The sequence below is a fragment of the Mycobacterium sp. NGS34 genome (assembly GCF_059812845.1).
Map to the genome: position 1 here is coordinate 86,894 of NZ_JCALDM010000014.1, position 17,260 is coordinate 104,153.

General features: G+C 66.5%; 18 protein-coding genes. 12 read left to right on the plus strand and 6 right to left on the minus strand.

The features are described from left to right. Positions 1 to 11: 11 nt before the first annotated feature. The 6 genes from AC5Y7V_RS25805 to AC5Y7V_RS25830 are packed head-to-tail and all read left to right on the plus strand — an operon-like array spanning position 12 to position 7,971. Positions 12 to 1,289: an MCE family protein gene (locus AC5Y7V_RS25805; protein WP_499882880.1), complete on the plus strand. Its 1,278-nt coding sequence runs from the start codon at positions 12 to 14 to the stop codon at positions 1,287 to 1,289. After that, on the plus strand, positions 1,286 to 2,326 hold the full coding sequence (locus AC5Y7V_RS25810; RefSeq protein ID WP_499882881.1) for an MCE family protein: 1,041 nt from the start codon (positions 1,286 to 1,288) through the stop codon (positions 2,324 to 2,326). The genes AC5Y7V_RS25805 and AC5Y7V_RS25810 overlap by 4 nt, the downstream gene beginning before the upstream one ends. Further along, on the plus strand, positions 2,319 to 3,401 hold the full coding sequence (locus AC5Y7V_RS25815) for an MCE family protein (RefSeq protein ID WP_499882882.1): 1,083 nt from the start codon (positions 2,319 to 2,321) through the stop codon (positions 3,399 to 3,401). Before AC5Y7V_RS25810 ends, AC5Y7V_RS25815 begins: the two co-directional genes overlap by 8 nt. Continuing rightward, on the plus strand, positions 3,398 to 4,849 hold the full coding sequence (locus AC5Y7V_RS25820; RefSeq protein ID WP_499882883.1) for an MCE family protein: 1,452 nt from the start codon (positions 3,398 to 3,400) through the stop codon (positions 4,847 to 4,849). Before AC5Y7V_RS25815 ends, AC5Y7V_RS25820 begins: the two co-directional genes overlap by 4 nt. Continuing rightward, positions 4,846 to 6,288 carry an MCE family protein gene (locus tag AC5Y7V_RS25825; RefSeq protein ID WP_499882884.1) on the plus strand — a complete coding sequence of 481 codons (1,443 nt, stop codon included), beginning with the start codon at positions 4,846 to 4,848 and terminating at the stop codon, positions 6,286 to 6,288. Before AC5Y7V_RS25820 ends, AC5Y7V_RS25825 begins: the two co-directional genes overlap by 4 nt. Next, positions 6,289 to 7,971, plus strand: a complete 1,683-nt coding sequence (locus tag AC5Y7V_RS25830) for an MCE family protein (protein WP_499882885.1) — start codon at positions 6,289 to 6,291, stop codon at positions 7,969 to 7,971. 33 nt (positions 7,972 to 8,004) lie between these two features. Here the strand turns inward: AC5Y7V_RS25830 and AC5Y7V_RS25835 are convergent, their stop codons facing one another. The 3 genes from AC5Y7V_RS25835 to AC5Y7V_RS25845 all read right to left on the minus strand — a co-directional run bounded on the left by AC5Y7V_RS25835 (position 8,005) and on the right by AC5Y7V_RS25845 (position 9,899). Beyond that, positions 8,005 to 8,511, minus strand: coding sequence for an Rv2253/PknI dimerization domain-containing protein (locus tag AC5Y7V_RS25835; RefSeq protein WP_499882886.1), 507 nt, complete (start codon positions 8,509 to 8,511; stop codon positions 8,005 to 8,007). A 117-nt stretch (positions 8,512 to 8,628) separates the two neighbouring features. Beyond that, complete coding sequence (locus AC5Y7V_RS25840) at positions 8,629 to 9,204, minus strand: twin-arginine translocation pathway signal (RefSeq protein ID WP_499882887.1); 576 nt, start codon at positions 9,202 to 9,204, stop codon at positions 8,629 to 8,631. Next, the gene (locus AC5Y7V_RS25845) at positions 9,201 to 9,899 is read right to left on the minus strand and encodes an Rv1363c family protein (RefSeq protein ID WP_499882888.1); all 699 of its coding nucleotides are present in this window, start codon (positions 9,897 to 9,899) and stop codon (positions 9,201 to 9,203) included. The genes AC5Y7V_RS25840 and AC5Y7V_RS25845 overlap by 4 nt, the downstream gene beginning before the upstream one ends. Before the next feature lie 216 nt (positions 9,900 to 10,115). Here AC5Y7V_RS25845 and AC5Y7V_RS25850 point away from each other — a divergent pair, with 216 nt between their 5' ends. Beyond that, positions 10,116 to 10,508: a hypothetical protein gene (locus tag AC5Y7V_RS25850; RefSeq protein WP_499882937.1), complete on the plus strand. Its 393-nt coding sequence runs from the start codon at positions 10,116 to 10,118 to the stop codon at positions 10,506 to 10,508. Between the two features lie 16 nt (positions 10,509 to 10,524). Here the strand turns inward: AC5Y7V_RS25850 and AC5Y7V_RS25855 are convergent, their stop codons facing one another. Both AC5Y7V_RS25855 and AC5Y7V_RS25860 read right to left on the minus strand, forming a co-directional pair. Further along, complete coding sequence (locus AC5Y7V_RS25855; protein ID WP_499882889.1) at positions 10,525 to 10,800, minus strand: Mtp family mycobacterial-type pilin; 276 nt, start codon at positions 10,798 to 10,800, stop codon at positions 10,525 to 10,527. 62 nt (positions 10,801 to 10,862) lie between these two features. Further along, entirely contained in the window at positions 10,863 to 11,444 is a 582-nt protein-coding gene (locus AC5Y7V_RS25860) for a TetR/AcrR family transcriptional regulator (RefSeq protein WP_499882890.1), read from the minus strand. 106 nt (positions 11,445 to 11,550) lie between these two features. Between AC5Y7V_RS25860 and AC5Y7V_RS25865 the strand changes: the two genes are divergently transcribed. The 5 genes from AC5Y7V_RS25865 to AC5Y7V_RS25885 all read left to right on the plus strand — a co-directional run bounded on the left by AC5Y7V_RS25865 (position 11,551) and on the right by AC5Y7V_RS25885 (position 15,932). Then, positions 11,551 to 12,336 (plus strand): hypothetical protein, encoded by a 786-nt coding sequence (locus AC5Y7V_RS25865; protein ID WP_499882891.1) that lies wholly within the window; start codon positions 11,551 to 11,553, stop codon positions 12,334 to 12,336. Positions 12,337 to 12,341: 5 nt separating this feature from the next. Then, entirely contained in the window at positions 12,342 to 13,148 is an 807-nt protein-coding gene (locus tag AC5Y7V_RS25870) for a hypothetical protein (RefSeq protein ID WP_499882938.1), read from the plus strand. Then, positions 13,145 to 13,711, plus strand: a complete 567-nt coding sequence (locus AC5Y7V_RS25875; RefSeq protein ID WP_499882892.1) for a cytochrome c oxidase subunit 3 family protein — start codon at positions 13,145 to 13,147, stop codon at positions 13,709 to 13,711. The genes AC5Y7V_RS25870 and AC5Y7V_RS25875 overlap by 4 nt, the downstream gene beginning before the upstream one ends. Then, a complete protein-coding gene (locus tag AC5Y7V_RS25880; RefSeq protein ID WP_499882939.1) occupies positions 13,711 to 13,998 on the plus strand; it encodes a cytochrome C oxidase subunit IV family protein in 288 nt (95 codons plus the stop codon). Before AC5Y7V_RS25875 ends, AC5Y7V_RS25880 begins: the two co-directional genes overlap by 1 nt. Before the next feature lie 170 nt (positions 13,999 to 14,168). Beyond that, the gene (locus AC5Y7V_RS25885; RefSeq protein WP_499882893.1) at positions 14,169 to 15,932 is read left to right on the plus strand and encodes a PE domain-containing protein; all 1,764 of its coding nucleotides are present in this window, start codon (positions 14,169 to 14,171) and stop codon (positions 15,930 to 15,932) included. Here AC5Y7V_RS25885 and AC5Y7V_RS25890 read toward each other — a convergent pair. After that, on the minus strand, positions 15,929 to 17,206 hold the full coding sequence (locus AC5Y7V_RS25890) for a cytochrome P450 (protein ID WP_499882894.1): 1,278 nt from the start codon (positions 17,204 to 17,206) through the stop codon (positions 15,929 to 15,931). The genes AC5Y7V_RS25885 and AC5Y7V_RS25890 overlap by 4 nt on opposite strands. Positions 17,207 to 17,260: the final 54 nt, after the last annotated feature.

The following is a 17,260-nucleotide window of genomic DNA, read 5'->3' on the forward strand; positions in this document are numbered from 1 at the left end:
GTGACAGGACAGTGACGCGTGACCTCGGGCCGGGCCCTATTCATCGGTCCGAAACCACCAGTGCCGCACGGCCCGTCGCGGCATCGCCCGGGCGCCACTTCGGCGCGCAGTCGTACGCGCGCCCCCTGGCGGGGCTGGCGACCATCGTCCTCATCGGCCTGGTCTTCGCGGCCGCGGTGGGCCTCTTTCGGGGTGACTTCACCACGAGCGTGCCCGTCACCGTCGTCTCGCCGCGCGCCGGCCTGGTGATGAACCCGGACGCCAAGGTGAAGATGCGCGGCGTCGAGGTGGGCAAGGTCGACTCAATCGACGTGCGGCCCAACGGCGAAGCCGTCCTGCACCTCGCGATGCAGCCGTCGCAGATGCATCTCATCCCTGCCAATGTGCTCGTTGACATCGCGTCGACGACCGTGTTCGGCGCGAAGTTTATCGAGCTGGTGCCGCCCGCCGAGCCGTCGCCACAGTCGCTGCGCGCGGGTCAGGTCCTCGAGGGCAAACACGTCACCGTCGAAATCAACACGGTGTTCCAGCAACTCACGTCGCTGCTGTCGACGATCGATCCCGCCAAACTGAACGAAACCCTCGGCGCCCTCGCGTCGGCGGTCAACGGCCGCGGCCACAAGATCGGCCAGATGCTGCACGATCTTGATTCCTTCCTGGCCACCCAGGAGCCGAGCCTGCCCGCGCTGAGCCACGACCTCGAGGCCCTACCCGCGGTGAGCGACGCCTACGCGGACGCGGCGCCGCACCTGCTCGCCACGGCCGACAACGCCGTCCGGATCAGCAAGACGATCGTCGACGAGCAACAAAACCTTGACGCCTTCCTGATCAGCGCGATTGGCTTGGCGGACATGGGCAATGACGTGGTGGGCGGCAACCGGCAAGCCCTGACCGACGACCTGCACCTGCTGGCGCCGACCACCGATCTGCTCAACCAGTACCACAAGGCGCTGTACTGCGGCATCGCCGGTTCGCTGGGGAACCTGCACGCGCCCGACCTGCCCGAGCCGATGGTCAAGGTCACCGTCGTCATCGGCCTCGGCGCCGAGCGTTACCGCTACCCGTCCAACCTGCCCAAGGTGGCCGCGACCGGTGGGCCCCAATGTCAGAACCTTCCCGTGGTGCCCTTCGACGTGGCGCCGCCGTTCTTGGTGACCGACAACGGCTCCAACCCCACGCAGTACGGCAATCAGCAACTGCTGCTCAACTCCGATGCGCTCAAGCAGCTGCTGTACGGGCCGCTTGACGGACCACCCCGCAACACCATGCAGATCGGGATGCCCGGATGACCGGGTCGCGCGGGATGATCTTCAAGTTCGGGGCGTTCGCCACCGTGATGGTTGTGCTGACCGTGTTCTTGTTCTTCATCTTCGGGCAGTACACCACCGGGTCCACGAACGGGTATTCGGCGCTCTTCACCGATGTGTCGCGGCTGAAGCCCGGAGAAACCGTGCGGGTCGCCGGCATTCGGGTGGGGACGGTCAACAGCGTCAACCTGCGTGCCGACAAGAAGGTCCTGGTGAAGTTCGACGCCGACCGCAGCGTGGTGCTGACCACCGGCACCCGCGCCGTGGTTCGCTACCTGAACCTGGTCGGTGATCGATACCTCGAGCTGACCGACGGCCCGGGATCCACCAAGGTGCTGCCGGCCGGGGCGGAGATCCCACTCGATCGGACCGCGCCGGCGCTCGACATCGACCTGCTGCTGGGCGGTCTGAAACCCGTTACCCAGGGCCTCAATCCGCAAGACGTCAACGCCCTGAGCGCGGCGCTCATCCAGGTCTTCCAGGGCGAGGGCGGCACCCTCCAGTCGCTGCTGTCGAAGACATCGTCGTTCTCCAACACGTTGGCCGACAACAACCAGACGGTGCAGGAGCTGATCGACAACCTCAACGCCGTGGTGGCCACCGTCGACAAGGACGGCACCAAGTTCTCCAGCGCCATCGACCGCCTGGAGAAATTGGTCAGCGGATTCGACCAGGACCGTGACACCATCGGCACCGCGATAACGGCCCTGGACAACGGGACCGCCTCGATCGCCGATCTGCTCACCCGCGCCCGACCGCCGTTGGCCGCGACGGTGGACCAGGCGAATCGGCTGGCCCCGCTGCTCGACCAGGACAAGAACCTCATCGACACCTCGCTGCACAAGTTGCCGCACAACTACCGCAAACTGCTCAGGCTCGGCGCGTACGGCGCCTGGTTCCCCTACTACCTGTGCGGCCTCGCGCTGCGGGTGTCCGACTTGCAGTACCGGACGGTGGAAGTGGGCATCAAGCACCAGACCACCGGGCGGTGCGCGGAGCCGAAGGACCCCGATGAATAAGTACCGCGGAGCGGGCCTCATCAAGGCCGGATTCATCGGCGCCGTCCTCATCGCGTTGGTCATCGCCGTCGGGCTGAACCCCGATCAGCTGGTGCAGCGGGCCACCACGGTCCGTTACCAGGCGCTGTTCGCCGACGCCGGCGGCCTCGCGCTGGGCAACGACGTGACGATCTCGGGAATCAAGGTCGGCAGCGTTACCGGCATGACGCTGCAGCACGGCGACGTGCTGGTGACGTTTACCGCCAAGGGAAGCATCCTGCTCGGCTCGGCCAGCACCGCGCACATCAAGACCGGTTCGCTGTTGGGCCAACGGGTGCTGACGGTCGACTCCGCGGGCAGCGGCAACCTGAAACCGATGGCCGTCATCCCGGTGTCGCGCACCTCGTCGCCGTACTCGCTGTCCGAGGCCGTCAGTGACCTGACGACCGACCTCCAGGGAACCAACACCGAGTCGCTCAACCAGTCCCTCGACACCCTGTCGGCGACCCTGAATCAGGTTGCGCCGCAACTGGGTCCGGCGTTCGACGGGGTCAGCCGGCTTTCGCAGACCCTGAACGCCCGCAACCAGACGCTCGGGCAGCTGCTCAAGGGCGCCGCCGACGTCACCGGCGTCCTCGGGCAACGCAGCCAGCAGCTCAACACGCTGATCCTCAACGCCAATGACCTGTTGTCGATGCTGGTGGCGCGGCGCCAGGCGATCGTGCGGCTGCTCGCCAGCACGTCCGCGGTGGCCAGGCAGCTGTCCGGCGTGGTGCATGATAACGAAGCCAAGCTGGCCCCGACACTGGAGAAGCTCAACTCGGTGACGGCGGTCCTGGAAAAGAACCGCGACAATCTCGCCCAAGCGCTGCCCGGTCTGGCGAAATACGAGCTGACGCAGGGGGAGACCGTTTCGAGCGGCTACTACTACAACCCGTTCATCCCCAACCTCTTCCAGCTGGAGTTCTTCCAGTGGTTGTTCGACTACGCCTTCGGGTTCCGCGCCTACGGCGCGCCCGGTCAGCCGCCGGACACCGCCGGGCCGCGCGCGTTCTTCCCGTTCCCGTTCAACCAGGACCCGGGGGGGCGGCCATGACGCGGCTCGGGGCGATTCCGCGCAGCAAGCTCAAGGTGGGGCTGGCGATCGTGCTGGCGGGCCTGGTGGTTGTCGGCGCGGCAATCGCCATCCGTAACACCTTCTTTCGCCCGACCACGATCACCGCCTACTTCCCCACCGCCACCGCGATCTATCCGGGCGACGACGTCCGGGTGTCCGGCATGAAGGTCGGCACCATCTCGTCCATTCAGCCGCAGGGGACCCGGGCGAAGCTGGTGATGCACGTCGATCGCAACATACCCATTCCGGCGGACGCGAAAGCGGTGATCGTCGCCCAGAACCTGGTGGCGGCGCGCTACGTGCAGCTCACGCCGGCCTACCGGTCGAGTGGTCCCACCATGCACGACGGCGGGGTGATACCGATCGAGCGGACGGCGGTGCCCGTCGAGTGGGACCAGGTCAAAGAGCAATTGATGCGCCTGGCAACGGAATTGGGCCCCAACAGCAAGGTGTCCACCCCGTCGGTGGCGCGGTTCATCGACAGCGCCGCCGACGCGCTGGGCGGCGGCAACGGCGAGAAGCTGCGCCAGACGCTGGCTCAACTGTCCGGGGTCGCCCGGGTCTTCGCCGAGGGCAGCGGCAACCTCGTCGACATCATCAAAAACCTGCAGGCGTTCGTCGGGGCGCTGCGTGACAGCAACGTCCAGATCGTGCAGTTCGACAACCGGCTGGCCACGCTGACCAGCGTGCTCGACGACAACAGGTCCGACTTGGATGCGGCGCTGACGGATCTCGCGAACGCGGTCGGCGAGGTGCAGCGGTTCATCGCCGGCAGTCGTGACGCGACCTCCGAACAGATTTCGCGGTTGGCCGACCTGACGCAGATCCTCGTCGACCACCAGATGTCGCTGAAAAACGTGCTGCACATCTCGCCGACCGCGCTCGCAAACGCCTACAACGCCTACGACCCGGACTCCGGCAACATCCGCGGCGGGGTCGGCCTGCAGAACTTCTCCAACCCGACGTATGCCTGGTGCGCGGGCATCGGGGCCATCGAGAACGTCACCGCCGTCGAGACGGGCAAGCTGTGCGGTTTGTATCTGAGCCCGGCGCTGAAGGTGTTCAACCCGAACTTTCTCGTCAACTTCAACTATCTGCCGATCCCGGTCAACCCGATCCTGGCTCCCTCGTTTGCGCCGGAAAATGTTATCTACAGCGAGGATCGGCTGAAGCCCGGCGGGGAGGGCCCCAGGCCGGGCCCGCCGTTGCTGCCGCCCGCCGTTTCCGCGTACACCGGGCTGCCGGGCGACCCGGTTGGTCCGCCGGGGTCGGTGCCGATGGGGCGCATCCCCGGCGCAGCGATGCCGCAGCCCCCGCCGGGTGAACCGCCGCCCGTCCCGCCGCCACCGCCGCCGGCCTCACCGCCGCCGGCCGCCCCGGCGAACGTTCAGGACATGCTGCTGCCGGGTGAAGGAGCGCAACCATGACCGCCCGGTTTGCGATGAGACGCGCGCTCGGCCTCGCGTGCTGCGTCATGCTCGCCGTGAGCGGATGCGCGTTCAACGGGCTGAACTCGCTGCCGCTGCCGGGCGCCGTGGGACGAGGTCCGGGCGCCACCACCTACCACGTGGAACTCGCCAACGTCGTTACGATGGAACCGAATTCGCCGGTGATGATCGACGACGTCATCGTCGGCAGCATCAGCAAGATGACGGTGCGGGGTTGGCACGCCGACGTCGAAATCTCGGTGCAGCCCGGTACCGTGATCCCCGCCAACGCGGTGGCCAGCGTCGGCCAGACCAGCCTGCTGGGTTCCATGCATCTGGCGCTGAATCCGCCGCTGGGCCAACAGGGCACCGGACGCCTGCAACCGGGCGCCACGATCCCGCTGAACCGGTCGACTACCTATCCGTCGACCGAACAGACGCTGTCGTCGCTGTCGGTGGTCCTCAACGCCGGCGGGCTGGGCCAATTCGGCGACATCATCCACAACTTCAACGCCGCCCTGTCGGGAAACGAAGGCGCCGTTCGCGATCTGCTGGAGCGCCTCGACCGGTTCGTGGGCACCCTCGACCAGCAGCGCGACAACCTCGTCGCGTCGATCCGCGCCCTCAACCGCCTTTCGGGCACGTTCGCCGCCCAACGCGACGTGATCACCCAGGCGCTGAACAAGATTCCGCCCGCACTGGACGTGCTGATCAAGGAGCGCCCGCGCATCACGACCGCGCTGAACAAGCTCGGCACGTTCAGCAACACCGCGACCAGACTCGTCAACGACGCGGGCGATGACCTGGTGAAGAACCTGACGAATCTCGCGCCGGCGCTCGGTGCGCTCGCCGACATCGGCCCGGATCTGGACGCCGCCATCGCGTACGCGCCGACGTTCCCATGGACCCAGGGCATCATCGACCGGTACATCCGGGGCGACTACCTCAACGGGTACTTCATCATCGATCTGACCAACGCCGGGCTCCGCAAGGGCATCCTGCGCGGCACCCACTGGGAACGGATCGGCGCCGAGGCCGTGCCCGGACCCGCGGATCCGGAATACCTGCAATTCCGTTACGGCGCACCGCCTGGCGCGCCCGGGGCGCTCACCAAGCCCGGGCCGACCGGCGAACCGGCACCGTTCGGGCCACCGCCGCCCTGGGGCCGGCCGCTGCCCGGACCGCCGCCGTCCGCGGCGCCGGGGCCGGGGCCGGTGAACCAACAGTCCGCGGACGCGCCGCCACCCGCCCCACCGCCGCCGCCGCCGGTGTCGCCGTTGATCGCGGGCCTGACGTGGCTAGGCCCGGATGCGCAGAAGTCGCCGACGGCGACGTTGCCCGGACCGCCGCCGGCGGGCGCTTCGGCGCCGGCCGACCAGGGCGCCCCGGTGCCCGGCGCGACGCCGACCACAAGCCAGCCGACGGACGGGGGCTCGTAGATGCTGACCCGCTTTGTCCGTATTCAGTTGGCGATCTTCACGATCGTCGGGATCGCCGGTGTGGTCATCATGGCGTTGTGGTACGTCCAGGCGCCGACCCTGCTCGGCATCGGGAAGATGACGGTCACGCTGAAACTGCCGGCCACCGGCGGCCTCTACCGCTTCAGCAATGTGACCTACCGGGGGGTTCAGATCGGCAAGGTGACCGCGGTGGGGCTGACTCCCGACGGCGCGAAAGCCACGCTGTCTCTTGATACTTCGCCGAAGATTCCGGCCGACCTGAAGGCGGAGGTGCTGAGCATCTCCGCGGTGGGCGAGTATTACGTCGATCTGCGGCCGCGAAACGACTCACCGCCCTACCTCCACGACGGCTCGGTCATCGCGATGAACGACGCGACGATCCCGCAGCCGATCGGCCCCGTGCTGGACCAGTCCAGCGCGTTGATCAACAGCATCCCCAAGGGCAAGCTGGGTCAATTGCTCGACGAGTCGTTCAAGGCTTTCAACGGCGCCGGTTACGATTTCGGATCGCTGTTCGACAGTTCGTCGCGGCTCTCGGGTGACCTCAACGGCGTCGCCGACCAAACCAGGAACCTGACAGAGGACACCGGGCCCTTCCTGGACGCGCAGGCGCAGACCGCCGATTCGATCCGGACGTGGGCGCGCAGCCTCGCCGGATTCAGCGGCCAGCTGGCGAAAAACGACCCAGAATTCCGGACCCTGCTGCAGCAGGGGCCCGGGGCCCTCAACGAGGCGTCCCGGCTGCTTGACCAAATCAAACCGACGCTGCCGGTGCTGCTTGCGAACCTCACCACGATTGGCCAGATCGGCGTGACCTATCACGCGTCGATCGAGCAGCTCTTGGTTTTGTTGCCGCCGTTCACCGCGGCGATCCAGTCGTTCATCGGGACGAAGTCGCCGACCGGATTGGCCACGGGCGCATTCAATCTCATCATCAGTGACCCGCCCGCGTGCACGGTCGGCTTCCTGCCGCCGAGCCAATGGCGTTCCGCTGCCGACACCCGCACCATCGACACGCCGGACGGGCTGTACTGCAAACTGCCGCAGGATTCGCCCATCGCGGTGCGCGGCGCCCGAAACTATCCCTGCATGGGACAGCCCGGGAAACGTGCGCCGACCGTCGAAATCTGTGAGAGCGACAAGCCTTTCCAGCCGCTGGCGATGAGGCAGCATGTCTTCGGCACGTACCCGCTGGATCCGAATCTGATCGCGCAGGGCATCCCGCCCGACGACCGCATGAACTGGTACCGCGACCGAATCTTCGGGCCGGTGGAGGGAACGCCGCTGCCGCCGGGCGCGGTTCCGCGGGGAACGCCGCCGGGTTCGGCGTTGCCGCCGCCCGCGGCGCCGCTCAGCCCGTTGGCGCAAATGGGGGATGTGTCACCCATAGCGCCGATCGATGTCCCCGCCGCCCCCGCGGGCGCGCCGGCGCCCGCAGCGGCTAGCGCGCCACCGGCCGGGCCGCCGGCGGAGCCGTCGGCGGCGCCGAGTGCGTTCGGGCACAACGAGACTCAGGCGGGCCCGTCGGTGGCGATCGCCCAGTACAACCCGCACAACGGCACCTATGTGACCCCGGACGGCCAGGTCTACCGCCAGTCGGACCTTGCCGCGCCCACGACGCCGAAGGCGCCGAAAACGTGGAAGGACATGTTCGCCACCTGATGGCCGCGCAGGGCCATTGTCAGGTGAACTGGGTCAGCCTATTTTGTCCAGCCTGAACGGCTGGTCGATGTACAGCGGCTTGTTGGTGCCGCAGGCGCCGCTGGGGCCGGACGTTTGTTCCCGTCCGGCCAGCACCGGCGACCCAACCACGTTCTCGCCGGTCTCCGGATTGGCGGGATAGAAATGGATGACGTCGTGGCCGACGTATGAAGTGCCGTCCTGACACGTTGTCCAATTGGGAATGTCGCGTTTGACGAACCAGGTTTTCCCTTCGTTCATGAATATCGGCGCGGTCCAGCCCTGGTCGCTGACGACCGTGCCGTCGCACCGGTAGGCGGTGGAGCACGACGTCGTGATCGTCCAGGTGCTGCGCACCACCGGCTCCTGGTGGAGCACCTCGTTGGTGCGGGCCCAGTCGCCGACCACGGTGGCGGTGTACGTCCCGTTGATGGCCGGGTCATAGGCCCACGCCGACGGGGCCGCGCCGACTCCGCCGACGACGCCGACGGCCACCACTGTTGCGCTAATCGCCATATTCATCGGACGCATCATGTGCTCCTTGACGCGCTAAAGACCGCCATTTCCAAGCGAATCGACTTCACAGACTAACACCGCCCCCGCATGTCGCGGAATGGTTTACTTCGAAGCCCGGAGCGCTCACAGGACATCGAATTTGTCGATGAGCCACGAACCTTTGACTTTTTCCATCGCCACCTTCAGGCTGCTCGACGTCACCACCGGTTCCGGTTTCGCCTTGCTCGTGGTCTTCTGCTTTATGAAGACCAGCACCACAGCCGAATTCGGATTCAATTCCGATACGGCGGCCTTGACCACGCTGGCGGTCGTCGTGACTTGGCCGCGCTGCGCCGACGGCCCGACGACCTGGTCGGCGAACCGTTGGTAGTAGGCCAGATAATCCTCGGTGAGCCGGGATTTGGCGTTGGCGAAATCGCGATCAAGAGTCTCGGGCGAGTAGGACAGCAACGCCACCGCACCCTCGCTGGCCGCCCTGATCACCTGGTGCGCCGCCGCTCGATCGGTCTGCAGATCCGGACGGTAGTCGAAGTAGAATATCCGGGCTGCATTGCCGAGGGCGGCAATCAGCAGGAGCGTCAACAGAATTGGACGCCACCGCGCCAGGCAGCGTCGCGTCCAGCGCCCGATCGCGGCGGTCCGGCGGGCGCGGGCCTTCTCCTCGGTCGCCTCTTCATGCGCCGCGCTGTCGACCGTCACGGGACGAACTCGAGTCGAGAAATCTTCAGCTGCCCGGCGTCGCGTTCGACGGTTACGACGATCCGCATCGGGCGCGTTTCCGGCTTGGCCTCACCGGGTTTGGTGATCTCGGATCTCGCGGCGATCAGGACGATCGCCGAATCCTGGGTCATCGACTGCACGGCGGCGGCCTGCACCGAGCCCTTGGAGATGACCTTGGACTGCTCTACCGCCTTAACGGCATCCTCCCCGCCCATCAGAATGCTGATTTTGAACGTTCCCATTGTGTCGTCGGCGAATCGCTGCAGATCTTCTCGCGCCTTGGCCGGATCGATCGTCATCATCGTCACGATGGCGTCGCGAGCGGCCGCGGCGAATTCCGAGCTGCGATTCCTTTCCCGCACAACCCCGCGGTGATGCCAAACCAGGTACCCACTGCCAGCCAGCGAGGCGCAGATGACCACAACCGCCGCGAGCGCGGCCATGGCCTTCCGGCTGGGGCGACGGGGACGCAGGCGGCGCCACCGCGAAGGTGACTTGGTCGCTTCGGCGCTCGCGGCCCCGGGGTTCTGGTCGCTCGGCGCCGCCTCGGCCTGTTCGCGCAACCGCAGGGCGCGGGCGCGGGCGGCCGCGGCGCGAGCCTCCGCCTCGGCGACGTCTGTGGCGTCAGCAACCCCCGTGTCCAAAGTTGACGGTGACGCGGATAGGGCACCCATTCGTCGATTTTCGGCGACGGTCGCCCCAGCGGGAAGCTTGCGCCGAGGCACACCGATCACCTCCTCGTCCGCGCCTACAGGAGAGCCACATTATCACTGCCAGGTAGGGGGGACGGCGACGGAGACAGCGGCATTAGGCGCGCATCTTCTCCAAGCGCGAGAATTCTATTCCCAGAGGTGGGCGAAGTAATTTAAAGTAATCACGTGCGATTCATAATGGCAACGCTCGCCGTGTTGCTCGGCCTCGGTGGCTTGGCGGCGCCGCAAGCTGCGGCCGCGCCGGTTAATTGCGATTACCCGGATTGCACGCCCGGCATCATGCCGCACCGGGTGCTGGGTGCGCCGTGCGACAACACCACGTACTACGTGTTCGGCACCGCCGACTACTACGTGTCGTTCGCGACGCAGCCGGGGCGCCTGATGTTCTGCGGCTCGCCGAGGCGCTACGAGCCCCGCTGGTTCCGGTCGCCCCCGATGGCCGGCGTGAAGGACGAGGGCTCGTCGTGCGTCGATTTCCCGGAGTACTACGTCGCGCAGGCGCCGGACGGCCTGTTCCTCGTCTGCAACGCGCATGACGGCACACAGGTTTGGGAGCGCGGCGACACCTGAGTCGACCCGGCGCGATTCACGGCCGGGTGTTCGGGATCTCCGGCCAGTCCTGGAAGGGGCTGGGGCCCCAGTAGTCGAAGTTGTGGACCGTGCCGTCCATGTCCCGGTGGTGCGCGTCGTGGCAGGTGGTCGGTTCCCATTGCGGTCCCCATGAGGGATCGAACATCTGGCCCGGGCACCAGTGATAGCCCACGAACGGCCACGGTGGATTGTCGGCGTGGGCGACCGTCGCGGTGCCCAGGCCGGCGGTGACCATGATCGCCGCGGCGGCGACACGCGCGACTTTGCTCATGGAAGAACCGTACCCGAGCGACCGCCCAACCGGACCAAAAAAATTGCGTGCAGGTGCGGCGATCAGTCGGTCGCGTCGATCAGCCGGCGGGTGATGCGCCCCAACTGGGAACGCAGGGTGTCGTCGTCGATGTCGGCCACCAGAGGCGACACGACCCCCACCGCGATCGCGCCCGACAGCACGGCCGCCGAGACCCGCGCATCCTCGGCCGCGTCGTCGAGCAGCACGCTGTAGAGCCGCTGGACGAATTGCTGGAAGGGTTGGTGTTCGCCCAGGAGTCGCACGATTACCGGGTCGAATTGCAGGGTGCTCGCGGCGCCGCGACGTTCGACGGCGACGTCGATGACCCGGTCCAGCAGCACCTGCCTTGCCCTGCTCCGATGGTCGTTTGCCTCGGCCGCCTCCAAGGCCTCCTCGAGGCCGCCGAGTTCGCGCTCGGTCAACGCGATGACGATCTGTTCCTTGGTCTTGAACTGGTGGTACACGGCGGCCTTCGTGACCCCGATGGCATCGGCGATCATCTGCAGCGAGGTTCCGCCGACACCGTGCTCCGCGATCAACTGCAGCGCGGCATCGAGGATGCGGGTCTGTGCGGCGCTGCGCGTGATGAAACGGAACCGGCTCCGGGTCTGCGGGGAAACCACACCGGAAGCGTAGCCGATCGGCTATTGACCGGAGGATAGCCGATCGGCTAGTTTCGCTGACTAACCGGGGTGTTCAACCATGCCGTCGTAGCGAAGGAGCCAAGCGATGTCCGATGTCGGCGAGCACGGCGCAGCGGCCCGCCGATCTTCGCGAACTGCGTTGCGGCGTACCGACGGTGAGCTGATCTTGCTGTGGACGTTGCCCGCGACGGTGATCATCTGGATCGCCTGCTTTTGCCTGTTTCCCGGCTTCAATCCGCCGATGTCGCCCCGCATGTCGGCCGAGCAGGTGGCCACCTTCTATCGCGATCCGGCGCACCTGCCGCAGATCCGCTACAGCATGATCGTCTTCAATTGGTTCGGCGTCTGCCTCGTCCCGATCCTGGCCCTGATCGTGCTGCAGATCCGTAGGATGGCGCACCGGACGCCGATCTTCTCGTACGCGATGTTGGGTTGCATCGCAGGCGGTCCGACGCTGTTCCTCGTCGCCAACGTCTGCTGGCTGCTGGCCGCGTTCCGGCCCGAGCGAAGCCCGGAGCTGACTCAGCTGCTCAACGATTTCGGCTGGATCACGTTCAGCATCGTGGTCCCGTTTCTGATCGGACAAAGCGTAATCCTAGCTGTGGCAATCTATTTCGACGATCAGCCCGAGCCAATATTCGGTCGCTGGGTGGCTCACTTCAACCTCTTGGTGGCGGCCGCCCTGGTGCCCGCCGCCTTCGTCGGCGTGTCATTGTCCGGACCGCTGGCGTGGGACGGCTTCTTGACGTTCTGGGTGAAAAACGTTGCTATTGCGGTCTGGATCGTCGTGATGGGCGTGGTTCTGGGGCAAGCCATCTACCGGGAGCGCGCCGAGAGCCATCAGAGCGGCGACGAACTGGTCGGCGCGTGAGTGCCCTGGCGGCACAGGCGGTTTCTGAAGCCACGCCGCCCCCGGGGCCGCTGCACCGCCGGGTCGCCTGGCACCTGTGGCGCGGCCCCAAACGCGAGCTGTGGCTGGCATGGGGGGCGCTGGTCGTCTTCTACAACTGTTTCTTCCCGGTGTTCTTCATCGTGGCGCAGGTCCAGCCGCCACCGCAGCCCACGTGGGATCTCGCAACGCAGGTGCACTGGTTCGGTGAACGCCACCTCGGGATACCCGTCGGATTCGGCGTCATCTTCGCCATCAGCGGCATTATCGCGACCAACGACGCCCTGATCGCCTACTCGATGCGACGAATGTCGGTCAGCCGCGCGTTCGCGTACTCGTACCTGCTCATCTACACGTTCAGTGCGGTTCCCGGGATGCTGCTGCTCAACATCGCGCTGATCGTCGGGACGTTGCGGCCGGAGCGTGACCCCGAAGCGATCGGCTGGCTCTACGACTTTGCCTTCCTGTCTTTCGACGGGACCATGGGAGTCTTCCTGATCGGCTCGCTGATCTGGATGCTGGCGATTCTGCTCGACAAGAATCGGGTGTTCCCAAAGTGGTTCGGCTATCTGAACCTGTGCAACGCGCTGACCGAGGTCGTCGTGGCGCCGTGCTGGATCTTTCGCCGCGGCGTGCTGGCGTGGAACGGCCAGATCGCGTGGTGGCTGGACATGGTCGTGTTCGGCGTCTACCAAGTCACTTTCATCGTCATGCTGTTCCGGATGATCCAGCGCGAGGACTTCGGCGACGGGCCGTTGCCCGACCGTGCGCGGCCGAAGGCGGTTGTCTCGTGACCGACGTGGCCGACAAGACCGGCAGCTCCAGGTTCGTGCCCGGCCAGCCCGACATGTGGGCCTTTGTGTTGTTCGAGACCCTGGTCTTCACAGGGTATTTCGGCTTCTACCTGTTTTATCGCGCCCGAAGCCCCGAGCTCTTTCTGCACGCCCAGGCGCAGCTGGACCTGCGCATCGGGGTGTTCAACACCCTGGTCTTGCTGCTCAGCTCGTGGTCGGTGGCGCGCTGCGTTCAATCGTCCCGCGCCGGCGCCTACCGAGCGGCCCTGCGGGATGTGATCATCACGGTCGCATTGGCCGCAGTGTTCCTTTTTTTCAAGGTGTTTGAGTGGGTCCGGTTGGTCCGCACGGGAAATGGGTTCGACAGCAACGACTTCTTCACCTACTACTTCTTCCTCACCGGAATCCACTTCGTGCACCTGTTGATTGGTTTCGTCGTCCTCGGCGTCGTCGTCTACCAATTGCGTCGATCACAGCAGCTCGTCGAAACCTGCGCCACGTACTGGCACACCGTCGACTTCCTCTGGGTGCTCATCTTCGCGTTGCTTTACGTGGTGAGGTGATCGATATCAAATTCAACAAGAGGCTGTTGGTCGTCTGGCTCGTGCTGGCGTCGCTGACCCTCGCCTACCTATGGATAGATCATTCGCTCGACGGAACGCTGCGAGCCAGCGCGGTGGTCACGTCGAGCGTCATCGTGATCGCACTCTTCAAGGTGCGCATCATCTTTCGGGAGTTCATGGAGGTGCGTCAGGCCCCCGCGCTGCTGTGCCGACTGACGGACGCCTGGGTCGTGCTCATGGCCGTCGCGCTCCTCGGCTGCTACTTCATCGGCAGGACGCTCGCCTAGTTATTCGGACGCCAATGTCAATACGCTGGACGCGAACGCGCGTAGTGTCATCCGCGTATACGTCTTGCATAACGGTTGAATAACGGTTATCCGGCGACGCCTTTGGCGTTTCATTCGCGCTCAATAGCATCTGCCAGATCTCGGAATACGCCGACAAAGCGGGTGGCGCCATGACGTTTCTCATTGCCGCACCGGCGACCGTGGCCGCGGCGGCCACGCAGCTGGCCGGAATCGGTTCAACACTTACCGCGGCCCATGCGGCCGCGGCCGCCGGAACCACCGCGCTGCTGCCCGCCGCCGGCGATGAGGTGTCGGCCGCGATCGCGTCGCTGTTCGCCGGCTACGCCCGCGCGTATCAGTCGCTGAACGCCCGGGCGGCGGCCTTCAATCAGCGGTTCGTGCAGGCGCTGAACGGTGCGGGCAATGCCTATGCGGCCGCCGAGGCGGCCAACGCCTCGCCCTTGCAGGCGCTCGAGGCGGACGTCCTGGGTCTGATCAACGCGCCCACCAACGCGATGCTGGGTCGCCCGCTGATCGGCGACGGCGCCGACGGCGCACCCGGGACCGGGCAGAACGGCGGGCCCGGTGGGCTCCTCGCCGGTAACGGTGGCAACGGGGGATCCGGCCTGCCGGGTAAGCCGGGCGGCCGAGGCGGCGACGCGGGCCTGTTCGGCAACGGCGGCCGGGGCGGTGTCGGCGGGGCCGGCACGGTCGGTGTCGCCGGCTCCCCGGGCGTCAACGGAGGCAACGGCGGCACCGGCGGCGCCGGCGGTAGCGGCGGCCTGCTGTACGGCAACGGCGGCATCGGCGGGAACGGGGGTACCGGCGGCGACGGGGCCGTGGGCGGCGTCGGCGGCGCGGGCGGGGCCGGCGGTTCGGCGACGTTCGGCAGTCCGGGCGCCAACGGCGGCAAGGGCCATGACGGGACCAGCCTTGGCGGCGGCACCGGTGGCCCCGGCACCGGGGGCGGCACCGGTTCGGGGGTCTACTCGCCCTACGTCGACATCACGCTCTGGCCCGGCCCCAACGGATATGACTTTGCGAGCGCTGCTCAACACGGAGTCAAGAACGCCACGCTCGCCTTCATCAACGCCGACCCGACCGGTCAGCCGTCCTGGGGTGGCTATTCGGCGTACGACGTGACGGGCGGCTCCCAGGGCGCGTTCATCGATAACCAGATCGCCAACATGAAGGCCGCCGGCATCAACGGGACCATCTCTTTCGGCGGCGCGTTCGGCAACGATCTGTCTGCCGTCAACGGTCAAACTCCCACCGCGCTGGCGCAGCAGTACGCGACGATTGTGAACACCTACAAGATCTACAACCTCGACTTCGATGTCGAAGGTGCGCTGCAGGGCAACACTCAAGCGATGAACACCCAATCGAAAGCCATCGCCATCCTGCAGCAGCAGGAGGCGGCCAACGGCACGCCCGTGACGGTCTCGTACACCCTCCCGGTGTTGCCCACGGGCCTGGTCGCGGGGCAGGGCGGCGGTTTGAACGTCCTGCAGATCGCCGCGACCAACGGCGTGGACGTCTCCCGGGTGAACATCATGGCCATGGACTACGGCAACGGTTTCGACCAGCCCGGCAACCCCGGCATGGGCGCGTACGCGATCGACGCCGCGACGGCAACGCATGGCCAGTTGATGACGCTCTACCCGTCGATGACCAGCCAGCAGGCGTGGCACATGCTCGGGGTGACGCCGTTGATCGGAATCAACGATGACCCGAGCGAAATCTTCGGCCTCGCCGACGCCCAGCAGCTGACCACCTTCGCCCAGCAGAACAACATCGGCGAGCTGTCCATGTGGGAACTGCCCCGCGACATCACGGGCACGTTGGGCGCGATCGATGCCGTCGACGGCAGCGGAATCGCGCAGACCCCGTTCGAGTTCTCGGGAATCTTCGAGCAGATCGACGGCGGGACTTAGCCGTTCGGCGTGAAGGTGAGGTGGAGTTCGCTGAGCCCGCGCAGGATGTACGTCGGCTCATACGTGTAGCGACGATCGTCGGCAGGGCCGTGCTTGGCCTCGTTGATCTTGATATCGCTCATCCTGTCCAGGATGCGCTCGATGGAGACCCGCCCCTCGACCCGGGCGAGCGGGCCGCCCGGACACGAGTGCACGCCGCGGGCGAACGCCATGTGCTCGCGAACATTCTTGCGGCGCAGGTCGAACTCGTGCGGGTTGTCGAACCGGCGCGGGTCGCGGTTGGCGGCGCCGGGCAACACCATGACGACGGTGCCGGCGGGGATGTCCACGCCGCCGACCGTGGTGGCCCGTCGGGCCAGCCGCGAGTCGCTCTTGACGGGGCTGTCCATCCGCAGCGATTCCTCGATGAACCCGGGGATGAGGCTGCGGTCGTCGCGCAGCTCCTGCTGAATGTCGGGCCGCTCGCCGATCACCTGCAGCGCGGCGCTGAGCAACTTGGCCGTGGTCTCCTGGCCGGCGGCGAATAGGAAGGTGGCGGACCGAACCACTTCGATGACCTCGGGGGTGGACCCGTCGGGGTACTTCGCCGTCGCCAGGGAAGTCAGGACGTCGTTGCGCGGCTCGCGGCGCCGGTCCTCGATGTAGGCGCAGAACTTCTCGTCGAGCCACTGCAGCGGGTTGATGCCGACCGACTCGTGGTCCAGGGCGCCCACCCGCGCATCGGGACGGTCGGCGCCCAGGATGACGCGGAACTCCTTGTGGTCCTCCTCGGGAACGCCGAGCAGGTCGGCGATCACCAAGGTGGCGAAGGGTTTTGAGTACTCGCTGATGAATTCGCACTCGCCGTTGGTCAGGAACTCGTCGAGCTGACGGTCGGCGAGGCGCCACATGAACTCCTCGTTCTGCTTCAGCCTGCTGGGCGTCAGCAGCTTGCTCAGCACCGAGCGGGCGCGGGTGTGGTCCGGCGGATCCATCGTCACCATGTGCTCGAACATCGGGAAGTAACTGCGGTGCTCGTCGATCTGGGGGCTGATGTCGTCGCCCTCCGGCTGGAACGGCAGCGGCGGGAACGGCCCGCCGAGGGCGACGATGTTCGAGAACGTGTCGGGGTCCTTGTAGACCTCGGTGGCCTCCTCGTAGCCGGTGACCGCGACGACCCCGTGGTGCGGCAGCCGCAGCACCGGGTTCTGGCTGCGCAGGTAGTCGAAGTAGGGGTGCGGATCGGGCACCAGCGATTGATCGGTGAAGAAGTCGATCGTGTCGAAGCTGCTCATAGGACTGCGTCTCCCTGGGCTGGTCTACCGGTGAGGTTCGGCGGCAAGCGGCAC